We start from the raw sequence: 15,726 nt of genomic DNA on the forward strand, positions 1-15,726 counted from the left end.
GCCCCTTCCTCTTGACCTTCCGAAATTCCTGGATCCGTCGGAAGGAAATGCCTGAAGAAGAACAATCAATCTCGGGTGAAGATGCCGATCCCCTCGAACCGGTTCTGCACATAATCCCTACCGGACGCATGACGCATCAGTGGAATAGATATTTCATACTGCACGACTCGTGAAATATTCGTTTCAATATTCGCCGAAACCAGCATTTTGTCCAGCCTGGGAAGCGGCGGCCGATGCATCCTTCTGAGCCGTCAGGCGTTCTATCGCCAGGAAACAACTGGAGACGCATCATGTTGAAGGACGAACGCGGAGAGATCGGCACAAATAGGGGTATGCCCGGCGGTGCCGGCACTGCACCGGCGACTTTCGAAGAAGCCACCATCAATCCCGATCTCATCAGACGTGAGGGTTTCGCGAGCGAGGCCGACTATCGGGCGTATATTGCAACACTCGGTGGTCATGTTCCGGTTGACGACCTCGTCGAGGAACCTCTCCTGGTCTCTGATGGTGACGTCTCCGATGGTCATGCCCTGGAAGGTCGCTTGAGAGAACTGAGAGAAGAGATCGAAAACCTCCGCGCTCGCCTTCACGTGATCCAGCATCAGGCTGCGACCGTCGTTGCGGAGAATGTCCGTTGGGCCGATGCAAGCGCCCATGCACAGCTCGGCAATCAGCCCTGGCTCAAGCTGGCAGGCGCGATGGCGGCAGCATTCGTCGTTACGCGGGGCATCCGGCGGCTGCCTCTGGGAGCCGTGGCGACCACGGCGGTGCCGTTGGTGGCGGCGGCGATGAACCGGAAGTTCGCCAGGTGACGTCTGTCAGCGTCGACGACTGATCACGCGAAACCGATTTCCGCTAGCAGAGGCAGGTGGTCGGAGGCGACTCTTGTCAGCCGGTTTTCCAGGACCGCCGCCTGTTTGACGATCAGATCCTCGGTGACGAAGATGTGGTCGAGGCGCATCAGCGGGTAGCGGGATGGAAAGGTCGCTCTCGGCGTGTTGCTGCCTGCGAACTGGGCGTCCTTTAATGAGCGCGCGGCAAGTCGGTAAGTCGCCGACGACGGAATGGCGTTGAAATCGCCGCAAAGAATGCTGGGAAGCGCTTCGTCCGCCGTGCCGCGCAGCCAGCCGGAATTCAGCAGTGTCGTCATCTGCCGGATACGCTCGCGGCCGCGAAGGCCGAGATGGGTGTTGACGACCAGCAGTTTTCGGTCGCCGACCAGTATTTCGACGGACAGCGCTCCGCGCTGTTCGCCGATGGATGGCAGCGGGCCGGCCTTGACCGCGCCTGTCGGCAGCGCGGTGATGATCGCGTCGCCATATTGCTCCTCGGCAACCGACAGCGCCGGATGGAAATGCGCCTGCATCTTCAGCAGCGAGGCAATCATATGGGCCTGGTCGACGCCGCCGGTCCTGCGCTTGAGGACATCGACCTCCTGAAGCGCGACGATATCGGCCCCGGCCTCGGCGATGACGGAAGCGATGCGGCCGGGATCGAGCTTCCGGTCGCTGCCGATACAGCTGTGCACGTTATAGGTCAGAAGTTTGATCGATTTATCCGGCATTGGCCCCGCTGAAAAGCTTGTTCCCTCCGGGAGAACACGGAACTCGTTCCTCCCCAGGGAGAACATAGAACGTGTTCTCCTTGGGAACACAGAACTCGTTTGATCGTTCCAGATCATCGAGCCGTCGCGCTCGCATCTCGGAAACGGACAATCGATGAGCCTGAAAAGCGTAATCTGGAATGGACTGCTCGTGGCCGCGCTTTGCCTTGCGGTCTTTCTCCTCTATCGGATCTTCCAACAGTATAGTCTCGAGCAGATCGTCCAGTCGGTTCGCAGCATTCCTTTTTCGACCTTCTGCACAGCCCTTCTGTTTGCGGCGGCATCCTATCTGTGCCTCAGCTGTTTCGATCTGCTGGCGATCCGTTCGCTCGGCAAATCCTTGCCCTATTCCAGGATAGCGCTGACTTCATTCATCAGCCTGTCGCTCGGCCACAATATCGGCTTTGCCGGCCTGAGCAGCGGCGCCTTCCGCTATCGTTTCTATTCTCGCTGGGGGCTGACGGCGGAGGACGTGGCGAAGGTCATCCTGTTTTGTGGCGTCACGGTGGGGTTGGGGCTGATCACGCTTGGCGGTCTCGCCATGATCGTCAATCCCGGTGATGCCGGGCGCCTGCTGCGCATTGATCCGGGAAGTGTGCGCATCTTCGGCGCGGTGGCGCTGGTCGTGCCGATTGTCTATACGGGCCTGGCGTTCTTCATCCGCGGCACGTTGCGGCTGTGGCGCTGGTCGTTTCAGCTGCCGCGATTTTCGATCGCGGTCGCGCAGGTCGGGGTCGGGACGCTCAACTTCATGCTCGTCTCCGCCTGTCTGCACCAGATGCTCTCGGCCTTTGGCGACGTCGCCTTTTTCCGGTCGGCGACGGCTTACGTGCTCGCCAATTCGGCAATTCTCGCAACACATGTTCCGGGCGGCCTCGGTGTGCTCGAGGCGACCGTTTCCTATGCCGTGCCGAAGGAGGCCTCGATCGGCGCGCTGATTGCGTTCCGCTGCGCCTATTTCTTCATCCCGCTGGCGCTCGGATCCACGCTTCTCGTCATCAGCGAGATGATCTTCCGGCGGAGATCACGCCGGCCGGATGAGGAGGCGGACGAGCGCGCCGAGGCCCAGGCGGTCTAAGGGTGCGAAGGCTCGAACCGGGTCGAAGAGCCCTGTGCCTGTAATCGGTGAAATGCTGCCCGACAGCGCAACGGTGAATTCCCGCAAGCCCCGAGGCCCGTCATTGAGCGCATCGACAGCAGCGATGACCGAGCCGCTTTGCGCAAAGGCTGCGGCAAAGCTTTCGGGTTTGGTTCCGAGATATTCCGAAAGCAGGCGATTGCGCAAATCCGCGATTGCGCCGCGGTGCTCGTCATTGCCAGCCTCGAACAGCATGTCGCATTCGCAATCCAGCCCTTCCGAGCGATTGTTGAGGTTGGAGGAGCCGATGCGGACCAGTTCGTCATCGGCGATTATCAGTTTGGAATGGACGAGCACCTCCACCTCGCCGTCCTCTCCCGGCGTGACCGCGTAATAGACACGCAAACGACCGGCGCGATCGGCGCGTTTGAGGCGGCGGATGACGCGGTCGCGATTGCCGCCCATGACGAACTTTTCGATCAGTCCGTGAGAACTTCGCGTACAGATGATGACGACCTCAGGCCCGTCTTCCTCCTGCAGCCGCGCGGCAATGGCGTCGGCAACGCGGAAGGAGGCGAGATATTGCGCCTCGATGTAGAGGTGCCGCCGCGCGCGGGCGATGACGTCCAATGTCATGGCGATGCCGTCGCTAATGCCGGGGCGAAGTGCGGTCGAAGGCTCCGTCAGCGCGAAGCTGACCGCAACCTCCCTCATGGAAATGGCGAGATCGTCCGGCCAGGCGAAGCGGATATTTTCGGCCAACGGCAGGTGGATCTCGTCGGTGGCATTTTCCCAGCGCTGCCTGGCGATGTCGCCGATCAGCCTGGCGGCATCGCCGGTGACCATTGCCTGAACGTCGTGCAGCGGATCGTAGGAAACGCCCTTCGGGTCGCGCCGCAGTTTCTCCTCGGCGCGATGGCGCCGGGTATCCCATCGCCGCGACGTCAGGTCTATGCCGCCGATGAAGGCGACGGCGTCGTCGATGCAGACGAGTTTCTGATGGTGGCAGCCGCGCAATGTCGGCTGAAGCTCGAAGCGCAGATCGATCCGTGCATTCCTGGGAAAGTTCTTCTTTCGCAGCACCTGCAGGGATTTCTCCGAATAGATCGGCCCGAGCGTCCAGATGAGGATGCGTATTTCAAGCTTGGGATTTGCCGCGGCCAGGGCATGCAGCAGATCGGCCAATGTTTCGTCGGATTTTTCCGGTTGCATCCGGATGTCGGGATTGAAATCCCATCCGATGATCCAGACGGTGCGCCGCGCCTGCCGCAGCACGCGCGCCAGTTCGGCGAAATAGCTGTTGCCGTTGATCAGGAAGGCTGCCTTCGCCGCGCTTCCTTCCAAGCGCAAGGCGCCGCCCTCTTGTTTTGGGCGGTCGCCTGGTCGTTGTGATTTTGTCTGGGGCAAGTTCGGGTCATTGAAGATGGTTTCGAATGTCGTCATGATTGCCTCGGCCTCTCACTGGGAGAGCAAACGCCTGGAATATTTTTGGGTTCCCTGTCGCGCCGGATGAGGCGAACATGCCGGCAACGACGGGCGATACAAAGTGCAAGGAAACGAGATGTCACAACGAGCAGGCAGCGCCGATCTTCCCCTTCACGGGGGACGTGTGCCGCATTGGCTCGGCGATCGGATGACGCGGCTCGGCACGCTGATCACCGAGGCGATCGTCCATCACTATGGCCGCGACGAGTTTCTACGCAGGCTCGCGCATCCCTTCTGGTTTCAGTCCTTCGGTGCCGTCATGGGCATGGACTGGCATTCCTCCGGCATCACCACCAGCGTTCTCGGGGCGCTGAAGCGCGGGCTGAAGCCGCGTGCCGGCGAACTCGGCCTGCATGTCTGTGGCGGTCGCGGCGCGCATTCACGCAAGACCCCGCAGGAACTCGTTTCGATCGGCGAGCGCGTCGGTCTCGACGGGGAGGGGCTGGCGACCACGAGCCGTCTCATCGCCAAGGTCGACAGTGCCGCCCTTCAGGACGGGTTCGATCTTTATCTCCACGGGTTCATTGTTGCCGATGACGGCCATTGGGTGGTGGTGCAGCAGGGTATGAATGGCGACAGGCGGCAGGCCCGGCGCTATCACTGGCTGTCGGAAGGGCTGGAGAGTTTCGTCGACTCGCCGCATGCGGCAATCGAGGGAAGGAGCCAGGGCGAGATCGTCAATCTGGCCGACAGGCGCGCCGAGCGCTCGCGGCGCGGCCAGCTCGATCTGCTGGCGACGCTCGGCCCCGACCGGATCATCCGCGAGGCCGCCGCGCTGCTGCGTGCCGAAGAACCCGCGCCCGAACCTGCCGAACAGCCGATGCTGCCGCACCTGATCATGCCCGCCCATCACGACGTCCGCGAGAGCGACGTCAATATGCGGCGCCTGCACGGAAATCTGGCCGCCGCGGCCGATCGCGGACCGGCGGATTTCGAAGAGCTGCTGCTCGTTCCAGGCGTCGGCGCCCGCACGGTGAAGGCGCTGGCGATGGTGGCGGAAGTCGTCCACGGCGCGCCTTGCCGCTTTTCCGATCCGGCGCGCTTCTCGATCGCCCATGGCGGCAAGGACCGACATCCCTTTCCGGTTCCGCTCAAGGTCTATGACGAGACCATCGCCGTGATGAAATCGGCGGTGCAGAAGGGCAAGCTGGGGCGGGAGGAGGAGTTGCAGGCGCTGCGGCGCCTGGACGACCAATCCAGGCAGATGGAACGCTATGTGACCGGCCCCGACCTCAAGGAAATCATCGCCGGCGAATTCCGGCACTCCGCCGATTTCGGCGGCCGCAGCGTGTTCGGCTGGGAGCCGCCGCCGGTGGATGAGAGCGGTCATTGACGTGATCTGCCGACGAATGCTCGCCAGCCTCACGTCATGCTGGGCGGGCCATTAGATCATAGAACGGGCCGCGTGCATCATCGAAACACGCAAGGGCGCAGGGGCGGCCATGCTTTCCTTAACGCGCGGAGCCAGGCAGGGCGATCTCACCGTTTTCCTCTCCATCCCAGTACCGGATGGAGGACGCCGAAACCTTGATGAGAACGATCCCAGGAGTGTCCACTCCTTCAGGAAACCACCGCTCGAGATCGGGGACCCAATGTTCTTCGAATGTCGCCTTGTCCCGTACCAATGAGGCAAAGCCCTCGACAGCGATGAAAATCCCCGGCTTGCCGAGGAGGCTGGGAGGCGCCGTGAACGTCAGCGAGACGGCGTCGATGGCTTCGATCTCGGTGATTTTTCTGCTGTCTTCATACGAAAAGAACCAGGAATCCCCGTCATATTCGACGTCGCCGTTATTGCTCATCGGTCGGGCAGAGATGCGGCCCGACCCGGCGTTCGTAGACAGCATGCAGAAATCGATCTTCTTCAGTTGCGAGGATAGGTCTTCGAGGGTCATGGACGCCATTGTGATCTCCCGTGTTTGAATGCTCGGGAGTAGCGTGCAAGCGTCCAGATTGTTCCGTGGAAAGTCTACGTGACTATGTCTCTATCCCTCTGAAGATAAGCAGCGCTGTAGCGTCAATGGCCGTCGGGCGGGACAGCCTCAATCGGAACCGTTTCTTTCAGATTCTTCCGGTGGAAGATGAAGAGCCCGGCAACGACGATGATTGCGGCGCCGATGATGATCTGCATGTCGGGAACATCATTGAAGAAGAGGTAGCCGAGGATGATCGCCCAGAGCAGCAGCGTATATTGCAGCGGCGCGAGCAGCGATGCCGGTGCGAGCTTCAGCGAGCGGGTGATCAGCAGATGCGCGCAGGTGGCGACGATGCCGAGGAGCAGCATGCCGGACCAGTCGACAATCGTCCCCGGCTGCCAATGGCCGATGCTCAAAACGATGCCGGTGATGAGCGCGGCGACCGTCTGCCATGTCACGAGCGTCGTGTCGCTGGTCGAGCGCAGATAGCGGCTCATCACCAGCGACAGCGCAAAGGCAAGGCTGCCCGCAAGGCCGAAAAGCGACGGAAGCGACAGCATTGCGGTTGACGGACGCAGCGCGATGACGACGCCTGCGAAGCCGATCAGAACGGCCAGCCAACGCCGCCAGCCGATTTTTTCTCCGAGAAAGAAATGCGAGAGCGCCGCAATGTAGATCGGCCCGGCCATATAGAAGGTCATGACGTCTGCGAGCGGCAGATAGGCGACGGCGGCGTAAAACAGCGCGACATCGCAAGTCGCCATGAAAACGCGTATGAACTGGAGGCCCTTCTGCTCGACGCGGAACAAACCCATCGGTCCTTGCCGCAGGATCATTGGTCCGAGCACGATGAAAGCGCCGACCGAGCGGATCACCAGCACCTGGCCGACGGCAAAGCTCGCAACCAGCCACTTGCCCATCGCATCGTTCAGCGCAAAAAGCAGATCGCCAAGCAGCATCAGCACGACGCCTGTTATGATCAGGTTTCCGGCATTGGCTACAGCAGTCTCGGTCTTCATTTTAGACATCCTTGCAAAAGCGGCCGCGAATACGCGGCCGGGTGCGGCTTCGGCTTTAACCCTGCCGATGTCAATGGGCCGGTTGAAGAGATTGCAGTCGAACCCGCAAACGACCGTCTTCAGGCCTGTCGACCCACGGCTTCATCAGCCGCCGCATCAAGTGCCTCTCTTGAAGGGGTGCCTTCGAGCGCCAAATGCGGGCAACAATCGCCATGCAGGATGCTGGCATGTGAAATATATTTCAAATGATGAATTATATTGACACTGCTCTGCTGTTGCGATTATCTGCCCATACCGGACTTCGAGGAGGAACTCCGGTCTTCAATGGATCATCGGCAGCCGCTGAGGCGCCGCCGGATATTTGGGAGGGGCTTCGGCCTCGAGGAGGAAACTTGCGCAGATTTCTAAGCACGACCGCATTGGCGGTCCTCGCATCGACGCTTTATGCCGGCGTGGCCAGCGCGGACGCGGAAAATCCGTTCCGCTGCAAGCCCGGTGAAAAATACGTCATGAATGTCATGGTTTCGGGCGTCGAATACTGGTTCCCGGTCTATGAAATGTTCAAGCAGGCCGGTCAGCAGCTCGGTTGCGAGACGGCTTATACCGGCACGCCGGAATATGACGTCAACAAGCAGATCGCCACCTTCGACCAGGCGCTGGCCCAGAACCCGGCCGGTATCCTCGTTCATCCGATGAACTCCGATCCGTTCATCGAGCCGATCAACCGGGCCATCGATCAGGGCACGGCGGTCGTCACCTTCGCAGCCGACGCGCCGCTTTCCAAGCGCATCTCGTTCATCACGTCGGACAATACCCGCGAAGGCACCTATGCGGCCGACGCGATTGCCGAAAAGATGGGGGGCAAGGGTGAATATGCCGTTCTGGAAAATCCGGGCCAGGACAATCACGACAAGCGTATCGCCGCCTTCATCGCCCGAATGGACGAAAAATATCCAGATATGAAGCTGGTCGGCCGCGCTGCGTCCAACCAGGACCCGAACAAGGCCTATCAGGGCCTGATGAGCTTGGTGCAGGCACATCCGAACCTTGGCGCCGTCTTCATGCCGGAAGCCAACTCGGCCATCGGCGCTTCGCAGGCCAACAAGGAAAGCGGCGGCAAGATCCTCGTCATGTGCGCCGACGTCAACGCCAACATCCTCGACATGATCAAGGCGGGCGAAGTGTTCGGCTCGATCAACCCGAACCAGGGCATGCAGGGTTACATGGGCTTCATGCTCCTGTGGCTCGCCAAGCATCCCGAACTCATCGACCCGATGAACGACGCCAAGCGCGCCAGCTTCAACCCGATGAGCATTCCGTTCGTCGACAACGGCCTGTCGATCGTCACGGCCAATAATGCCGACGACTTCTACTGGGACAAGTACCTGAAGCGGCGGGGCACCAAGGGCATCGAGGAATAAACCTTTGTGACTGCTGTCCGGGGCTTCAAGCTCCGGGCAGCCATCGCGAGCGTGAGGAGGAGATTATGGTGGCGTCGGTGCCGGTTCTGGAAATCCGCAATGTCAGCAAGCACTTCGGTGCAGTGAAGGCGTTGACGGATGTGAGCTTCACCCTGGAAAAAGGCGAGGTTCATGCACTTTGCGGCGAAAACGGCGCGGGAAAGTCGACGCTGATGAACATCATTGCCGGCGTGCTGCAGCCGACCGAGGGGGACGTCCTTGTCGATGGCGTGCCGGTAAAAGTGGCGTCGCCGGCGGTGGCGCAATCGCTCGGGCTTGGCCTCGTGCATCAGGAAATCGCGCTCTGCCCGGATGCGACGGTGGCCGAGAACATGTTCATGGCCGCGACCAACCGCCGCCGCTCGCCTTTCATGAATTATGGCAGGCTGGAACGGGATGCGCAGGTCGTGATGAACCGTCTGGCGCCGATCGACGTTCGCCGCAAAGTCGGCGACTTGTCGATATCGAGCCAGCAGCTTGTCGAGATCGCCAAGGCACTGACGCTCGATTGCCGGGTGCTGATCTTCGACGAACCGACGGCGGCGCTGACGGAATCGGAGACGCAGATCCTGTTCGGGATCATCCGCGACCTCAAGGCGCAGGGTATTTCGATCATCTATATCAGCCACCGCATGGCCGAAATCTTCAGCCTATGCGACCGGGTCACCGTCTTTCGCGATGGCCGCTATGTCTCGACGGAGACGGTGGCGGACTTGACGCCGGATGATGTCGTGCGCCGCATGGTCGGGCGCGAGATCACCCAGCTCTATCCGGAAAAGCAAGCGCCGGCGGAGCGGACCGGCGAGATCATTCTGAGCGTCCGCGATCTCGGCGACGGCAGCCGCTTTACGGATGTGAGCTTCGAATTGCGCAAGGGCGAAATTCTCGGCGTCGGCGGGCTGATCGGCTCGGGGCGCACCGAGATAGCCGAAGGCATTTGCGGGTTGCGGCCGGTGATCGCCGGCGAGGTGCAACTGCATGGACAGCGGCTGCCGGCGCACTCCTATGCGCAGGCCGCGCAGGCGGGTGTCGTCTACCTGTCGGAAGACCGGAAAGGCTCCGGCATCTTCCTCGATCTTTCCATCGCCCAGAACATTGCCGTTCTCGATTTGAAATCGCTGACCGGACCCCTGGGACTGTTGAATTCCAAAGCCGAGGCGGATCGTGCCCACGACCTGGTCCGGCGGCTCGGGGTGCGGATGGGGGGCATCGACATGCCGGTCTCGTCGCTGTCGGGCGGAAATCAGCAGAAGGTAGCGATTGCCAAGCAACTGGCGGTCAATCCGAAGGTCATCCTGATGGACGAGCCGACTCGCGGCATCGATGTCGGCGCCAAATCGGAAATCCACCGGCTGCTGCGCGATCTCGCGCGCTCCGGCATCGGCATTGTCGTCATCTCGTCGGAACTGCCGGAGCTTCTCGGTCTGTGCGACCGGGTGCTGGTCATCCACGAGGGCACCGTTGCAGGCGAGGTCGAGGACGAGACGATGACGGAAGAAGCGATCATGCGGCTCGCGTCGGGTATCGGCGGTCACAACAATTCAAAGGCATCAGAGCATGCCGCATAAAGAAAACGCAGGGGCGGGAGACAAGGTCATGGCGGACGCTACATTGGCAACGGTACATCAGGCACGCGCGCCCGGCTGGAAGCGGCTGGGGACAATGCGCGAGGCGGGACTGATCGCGATCATCCTGGCGCTCTGCATCGTCATGAGCTTTGCCTCGCCGCATTTTCTGACGCTCGGCAACTTCCGGGCGATGCTGATGTCGTTCTCGGTGGAGGGAATCGTCGTCGTCGGCATGACCATCCTGTTGATCGTCGGCGGCATCGACCTGTCGGTCGGCTCGGTCGTCTGCTTCTCGATGGTGCTGTCGGGCTCGCTGTTCCTGATGGGGTTCGATCCGTGGAGCGCATCCCTGATCGGGATCATAGCCAGCGGCCTGATCGGCTGCGTCATGGGCTTTTTCGTCACGGTCGTCGGGCTCAACCACTTCATCACCTCGCTTGCGGCGATGGTCATCGTGCGCGGCATCTGCCTGATCATCACCAAGGGCACGCCGCTGTCGCTGTTCACCTTGCCGCCTTCGTTCAAGGCGGTCGGGCAGGGCACGTTCTACGGCGTCCCCTATGTAATCCTGATTTTTGTTGCGGTCGTCGTGTTGTTCGATTTCCTGCTGCGCCGGGCAACCGCCTTCCGCAAGGTGTTCTACACCGGCAGCAACGAGAAGGCGGCGCTCTATTCCGGTATCAAGACCAACCAGGTGAAGTTCTGGGTGACGGTGCTTTGCGCCACGCTGTCGGGGGTTGCCGGGGTGATCTACATGTCCCGCTTCGGCGCCGCGACCCCGACCTTCGGCGTCGGCATGGAGCTCAATATCATCGCAGCCGCGGTGATTGGCGGCGCGTCGCTGAATGGCGGCTCCGGCACGATCCTGGGGGCAATTCTCGGCATTGCCCTCCTGTCGGTCGTTACAAGCTCGTTGATCTTGCTCGACGTGTCCGTCTATTGGCAAGACATGATTAAAGGCTGCATTCTGCTTGCTGCCGTCTCGATCGACCATTTCCTGCACAAGCGGAAGGCTGCCTGACATGCCGATAGCCAAACTCAAACCCGCAAACGCGCCGCGCGAGGAAATCGTCATCGCCCGGCAGATGCACCAGGCCCTGGTCTTGCATTTCCTCGAGGGACTGACACAGGCGCAGATTGCCGATCAACTCGGCATCTCGCATGCTACCGTCAACCGCCTGATCAAGCGCGGCCGGCAACTCGGCCTGGTCGAGATCAAGATCAAGTCGCCGGTCGAGCCGCTGGTCGATATGGAGGAACAGCTGCGAGCGCTTGGCGGCATCGGCCGCGCCGTGGTGGTGCCGACTGTGTCCGACAATCCGCAAACGGCGCTTCAGGCCGTCGGCGAAGCGGCAGCGCGGTTGCTGCTGGAAGAGATCATCGATGGCGATACGATCTGCATCACGGGAGGCAAAGGCGTGAGCGCCGTCGTTGCCGGCTTGCAGCCGTCACGTCGTTTCAATGTCGAGGTCATTCCAGCAACGGGCTGCGTGCAGGGTAAGCACTATACCGACGTCAACCATGTCTCGACCTTGATGGCCGACCGGCTTGGGGGACGTTCCTACCAGATTCACGCGCCGCTCTTTGCCGACGATGCCGAGCAGCGGGCAATGCTGATCAACATGCGTGCCGTCGCCGACGTTTTCAAACGGGCGCGCGAGGCGAAGGTCGCGGTGGTCGGCATCGGCTCGATCCTGTCGGACGATTCGAGCTATTACGACCTGCATCCCTCCTCGAGCACCGACCGCGCCGCGATCGAGCGGTCCGGCGCCTCCTGCGAATTGCTGGCGCATCTGCTCGATGATCATGGCCAGGTCTGCGACTACAGCCTTAACCGGTCGCTGGTGTCGCTGACGCTGCCGGAATTCGCCTCGATCCCCACCAAGATCGGCGTGGCGAGCGGGCCGAACAAGGCAGGCCCGATCCTCAGCGTTCTCAGGGGCAATCATCTCGATACGCTGGTGACCGATGAGGCGACAGGTGCGCGGGTGCTGGCACTGGCGAACGGCGAAGGAAAATGGGCATGAATGGACAGCAATTGACACGTGAGATCGGCAAATCCGGCGTTTCCGCCTCGGCGGTCGGGCTGGGCACCTGGGCGATCGGCGGCTGGATGTGGGGCGGGGCCGACGAGGCCGAATCCATCGCCGCAATCCAGGCATCGATTGACGCCGGCGTAACGCTGATCGACACGGCGCCAGCCTATGGGCTTGGACGGTCCGAAGAGATCGTCGGCAAGGCGTTGGCCGGGCGACGCGACAAGGCTGTGATCGCCACCAAATGCGGCCTTGTCTGGCATACGCAGAAGGGCCGTCATTTCTTCGACCAAGACGGCAAGCCGGTCCACCGTTATCTCGGCCGCGATGCGATCCTGCATGAGGTCGAGGAAAGCCTGAGGCGGCTCGGAACCGACTATATCGACCTCTACATCACCCATTGGCAGGACCCGACGACCCCGATCGAGGAAACGATGCGGGCGCTGGAAGACCTGCGAACATCGGGCAAGATCCGGGCGATCGGCGCAAGCAATGTCAGTTCCGACGACCTCGATGCCTATCTCGCTGCCGGCGGTCTCGACGCGATCCAGGAGCGGTTCAGCATGATCGACCGCGAGATCGAGGCAGAGCTTCTGCCGCTGACCAAGGCCAACGGCATAGCGACGCTGAGTTACTCGTCGCTGGCGCTGGGGTTGCTGTCCGGCACCATCGGTCCGGACCGTGTGTTTTCCGGCGACGACCAGCGCAAGGACAATCCGCGCTTTTCAGTCGACAACCGCCAGAAGGCAGCGGCGCTCGCCGACGCCATCCGGCCGCTCGCAGAAAAACACGGCGCCAGCATCGCCCAGATCGTGATTGCCTGGACGCTGGCGCAGCCGGGCGTCACCTTTGCACTTTGCGGGGCGCGCAATCCGGCACAAGCGCTCGACAATGCGCGGGCCGGGACCATCCGGCTGGATACGGCCGATCTTGCGGCCATCGATACGGCCATAGCGGCGAAACTGACTGATATGGACAGGTAGCGGATCGCCATCATGAAACGGCAAGAAATATTGGACGGGCTCCGCCAGAGCCCGAAGGTGGACGTCTGCGTCGTCGGCGGCGGCATCAACGGCATCAGCGTCTTTCGGGAACTGGCCCTGCAGGGGCTGAACGTGCTGCTCGTCGAGAAGCACGACTATTGCTCCGGTGCCAGTTCGGCGTTGTCGCGCATGGTCCATGGCGGGCTTCGCTATCTTGAAAACGGGGAATTCAAGCTGGTGCAGGAATCGCTGGTCGAGCGGGACCGGCTGCTGCGCAATGCGCCGCATTACGTCGCGCCGCTGCCGACGACGGTGCCGGTGTTCGATATCTTTTCCGGCCTCGGCAATGGCATTGTCCGCTTCCTTGGCCTCAGCCGCCGTCCGAGCCGACGTGGCGCCGTCGCCATCAAGGCGGGCCTGAGCATCTATGATTTCCTGACGCGCAAACGGGCATTGATGCCGCGCCACCAGTTTCGCGGCCGGCGCACAACGCTTGCCAAGTGGCCGGCGCTCAATCCCGACATCAAGAGTTCCGCCACCTATTTCGACGCCTGGGTCAGCCATCCGGAGCGGTTGGGCATCGAGCTCCTACAGGATGGTCTTTTGGCAAAGTTCGGAGTGATGGCGCTGAACTATGCCGAACTGCGGCGTACCGAAAATGGTGAGTATCACGTCGAGGATCAGATCGGCGGCGCGTCCGTTGCCGTCGAACCGGCGCTGATCATCAACGCCTCCGGTGGCTGGATCGACCTTGCCAATCAAACCCTGTTTTCGCCAGAAGCACGGCCGTCACCACTGATGGGCGGCACCAAGGGCTCGCATCTCATCATCGACAATGCGGAGCTGCGCGACGCACTTGCCGATCACATGATCTACTACGAGAACGAGGACGGGCGGATCTGCATCGCTTTTCCTTATCTCGGTAAGGTTCTCGTCGGTTCCACCGATATCCGCGTCGATGATCCGGAAACGGTGCGCTGCGAGGCGGACGAGCGGGATTATATCCTGCAATCGCTTGCCTTCGTGCTGCCCGATATCACCATTCGGCCGGAGCAAATCGTTTTTCAGTTTTCCGGCGTGCGGCCGCTGCCGGCGAGCACCGACAGCTTTACCGGACGCATCCCGCGCGATCATTTCTGCACCATGCTGGAGCCTCCCGATGGCGGTGCGCCGGTGCTCTGCATGATCGGCGGCAAGTGGACGACATTCCGGTCCTTCGGGGAACTGGCGGCCGACATGGCTCTGGAAAGGCTCGGCAGGCGGCGCCGCGTTGCGACAACCGATCGGCCGATCGGCGGCGGTCGGGCCTTTCCCGCCAACACGCCCGCCTGGCTAGCGCAGATGGCAGCCAGCAAAGGCCTTTCCGGGGGGCGCATGGCTGAGCTGTTTGCCCGATATGGCACGGATGCCGAGGCGATTGCCGGCTTCATCGCGGCAAGCCCCGATGAAGCGCTGCCGCACGCCGCCTACTCGGTGCGCGAATTGCAGTTCCTGATCCGCGAAGAAGCGGTGGAACATCTCGACGATCTGCTTTTGCGGCGCACGACGCTTGCCGTTTCGGGCGAGCTTTCGCTCGACATGATGGACGCCGCACTCGACCTGCTGACGCAGGATAAGAACTGGACGCTCGCGCATCGCGCCAGTGAGCGCGTCCGCTTTCTCACCCTTCTCAACGAACGCCACGGCATCGACGAAGACATGCTTTCCGCAAGGAACGAACCAAGGAGCACAGAATGCGACACAACAGCAAAGTCCGGATGAACCGGCTGTTCGGCGGCGGCCGCTGCCTCGATGTGGCGATCGATCACGGCGTCTGCAACGAGCCGTCCTTCCTCAACGGGCTGGAGGACATTCAGGCCGTCGTCAAGGCGCTGGTCTCTGCCGCGCCGGATGCGATCCAGATGAATTACGGCCAAGCGGACCTGCTGCAGGACGTGCCCGGCAAGGACAAGCCAACGCTGGTCATGCGCATCGACATGGGCAATCCCTATAACCGAATCCGCCACCGCGACATGTGGGCGGTGCTGCAGAACGACGCCGAACCGTTGATCGGCGCGATCGAGATGGATGCAGCCTGCGTCGTCGTCAACCTGTTCATGCTGCCGGACGAGCCGGATCTGTTCCGCCAGTGCGTGCAGAATATTTCCCGCGTGCGGGCCGATTGCGACAAGTATGGCATGCCGCTGATGATCGAGCCGCTGGTGATGCAGCCGGTCACCGAAAAAGGGGGGTATATGGTCGACGGTGACGCGGACAAGATTGTGACGTTGACGCGGCTCGCCCGTGAGATGGGCGCAGATATCGTCAAGGCCGACCCAACCACCAATGCCGAGGATTTCCACAGGGTGGTGGAAGCAGCCCGTTGCCCGGTTCTCGTCCGCGGTGGCGGCAAGGAAGATCTTCGTGCCGTCTTCGACAAATCGGCGGCCTTGATGCGACAAGGCGCTCTAGGCATGGTCTATGGCCGCAACATCTATCAGCACGCCAATCCGAGGGCCGTGGTGCGCGGACTGATGGCGATCGTGCACGAGGATGCGAGCGGCGATCAGGCGTTTGCGCTCTACCAGCAGGGTTGAATGCG

At 61.6% G+C, this 15,726-nt stretch carries 14 protein-coding genes; 10 read left to right on the plus strand and 4 right to left on the minus strand.

The features are described 5' to 3' along the window. The first annotated feature begins 290 nt into the window (after window positions 1–290). On the plus strand, window positions 291–812 hold the full coding sequence (locus FHT79_RS18450) for a hypothetical protein (RefSeq protein WP_047619195.1): 522 nt from the start codon (window positions 291–293) through the stop codon (window positions 810–812). Between the two features lie 23 nt (window positions 813–835). Here the strand turns inward: FHT79_RS18450 and FHT79_RS18455 are convergent, their stop codons facing one another. Next, window positions 836–1,564, minus strand: coding sequence for an endonuclease/exonuclease/phosphatase family protein (locus tag FHT79_RS18455; RefSeq protein ID WP_183903883.1), 729 nt, complete (start codon window positions 1,562–1,564; stop codon window positions 836–838). Window positions 1,565–1,718: 154 nt separating this feature from the next. On the opposite strand from FHT79_RS18455, the gene FHT79_RS18460 reads away from it, so the two are divergent. Then, window positions 1,719–2,681, plus strand: a complete 963-nt coding sequence (locus tag FHT79_RS18460; protein WP_183903884.1) for a lysylphosphatidylglycerol synthase domain-containing protein — start codon at window positions 1,719–1,721, stop codon at window positions 2,679–2,681. On the opposite strand, the gene FHT79_RS18465 is transcribed toward FHT79_RS18460, so the two are convergent. Next, complete coding sequence (locus FHT79_RS18465; protein WP_183903885.1) at window positions 2,628–4,124, minus strand: phospholipase D-like domain-containing protein; 1,497 nt, start codon at window positions 4,122–4,124, stop codon at window positions 2,628–2,630. The genes FHT79_RS18460 and FHT79_RS18465 overlap by 54 nt on opposite strands. Before the next feature lie 118 nt (window positions 4,125–4,242). Here FHT79_RS18465 and FHT79_RS18470 point away from each other — a divergent pair, with 118 nt between their 5' ends. After that, window positions 4,243–5,499, plus strand: a complete 1,257-nt coding sequence (locus FHT79_RS18470; RefSeq protein ID WP_097543761.1) for a DUF763 domain-containing protein — start codon at window positions 4,243–4,245, stop codon at window positions 5,497–5,499. Between the two features lie 118 nt (window positions 5,500–5,617). On the opposite strand, the gene FHT79_RS18475 is transcribed toward FHT79_RS18470, so the two are convergent. Further along, window positions 5,618–6,067 carry a pyridoxamine 5'-phosphate oxidase family protein gene (locus tag FHT79_RS18475; protein ID WP_183903886.1) on the minus strand — a complete coding sequence of 150 codons (450 nt, stop codon included), beginning with the start codon at window positions 6,065–6,067 and terminating at the stop codon, window positions 5,618–5,620. Between the two features lie 113 nt (window positions 6,068–6,180). Next, the gene (locus FHT79_RS18480) at window positions 6,181–7,098 is read right to left on the minus strand and encodes a DMT family transporter (RefSeq protein WP_063473758.1); all 918 of its coding nucleotides are present in this window, start codon (window positions 7,096–7,098) and stop codon (window positions 6,181–6,183) included. Window positions 7,099–7,490: 392 nt separating this feature from the next. Between FHT79_RS18480 and FHT79_RS18485 the strand changes: the two genes are divergently transcribed. The 7 genes from FHT79_RS18485 (at window position 7,491) to FHT79_RS18515 (ending at window position 15,721) form a co-directional block, all read left to right on the plus strand. Then, entirely contained in the window at window positions 7,491–8,519 is a 1,029-nt protein-coding gene (locus FHT79_RS18485; RefSeq protein ID WP_047619177.1) for a substrate-binding domain-containing protein, read from the plus strand. A 65-nt stretch (window positions 8,520–8,584) separates the two neighbouring features. Continuing rightward, window positions 8,585–10,126 carry a sugar ABC transporter ATP-binding protein gene (locus FHT79_RS18490; RefSeq protein ID WP_210304792.1) on the plus strand — a complete coding sequence of 514 codons (1,542 nt, stop codon included), beginning with the start codon at window positions 8,585–8,587 and terminating at the stop codon, window positions 10,124–10,126. Between the two features lie 28 nt (window positions 10,127–10,154). After that, window positions 10,155–11,147: an ABC transporter permease gene (locus FHT79_RS18495; protein ID WP_183903887.1), complete on the plus strand. Its 993-nt coding sequence runs from the start codon at window positions 10,155–10,157 to the stop codon at window positions 11,145–11,147. 1 nt (window position 11,148) lies between these two features. Beyond that, window positions 11,149–12,153: a sugar-binding transcriptional regulator gene (locus FHT79_RS18500; RefSeq protein WP_063473755.1), complete on the plus strand. Its 1,005-nt coding sequence runs from the start codon at window positions 11,149–11,151 to the stop codon at window positions 12,151–12,153. Then, a complete protein-coding gene (locus FHT79_RS18505) occupies window positions 12,150–13,145 on the plus strand; it encodes an aldo/keto reductase (RefSeq protein ID WP_183903888.1) in 996 nt (331 codons plus the stop codon). The genes FHT79_RS18500 and FHT79_RS18505 overlap by 4 nt, the downstream gene beginning before the upstream one ends. A gap of 12 nt (window positions 13,146–13,157) precedes the next feature. Continuing rightward, window positions 13,158–14,906 (plus strand): glycerol-3-phosphate dehydrogenase/oxidase, encoded by a 1,749-nt coding sequence (locus FHT79_RS18510; protein ID WP_183903889.1) that lies wholly within the window; start codon window positions 13,158–13,160, stop codon window positions 14,904–14,906. Beyond that, complete coding sequence (locus tag FHT79_RS18515; RefSeq protein ID WP_183903890.1) at window positions 14,879–15,721, plus strand: class I fructose-bisphosphate aldolase; 843 nt, start codon at window positions 14,879–14,881, stop codon at window positions 15,719–15,721. Before FHT79_RS18510 ends, FHT79_RS18515 begins: the two co-directional genes overlap by 28 nt. The last annotated feature ends 5 nt before the right edge of the window (window positions 15,722–15,726 follow it).

Source organism: Rhizobium sp. BK212 (assembly GCF_014197475.1).
In the GTDB taxonomy this organism is placed as follows: Bacteria; Pseudomonadota; Alphaproteobacteria; order Rhizobiales; family Rhizobiaceae; genus Rhizobium; species Rhizobium anhuiense.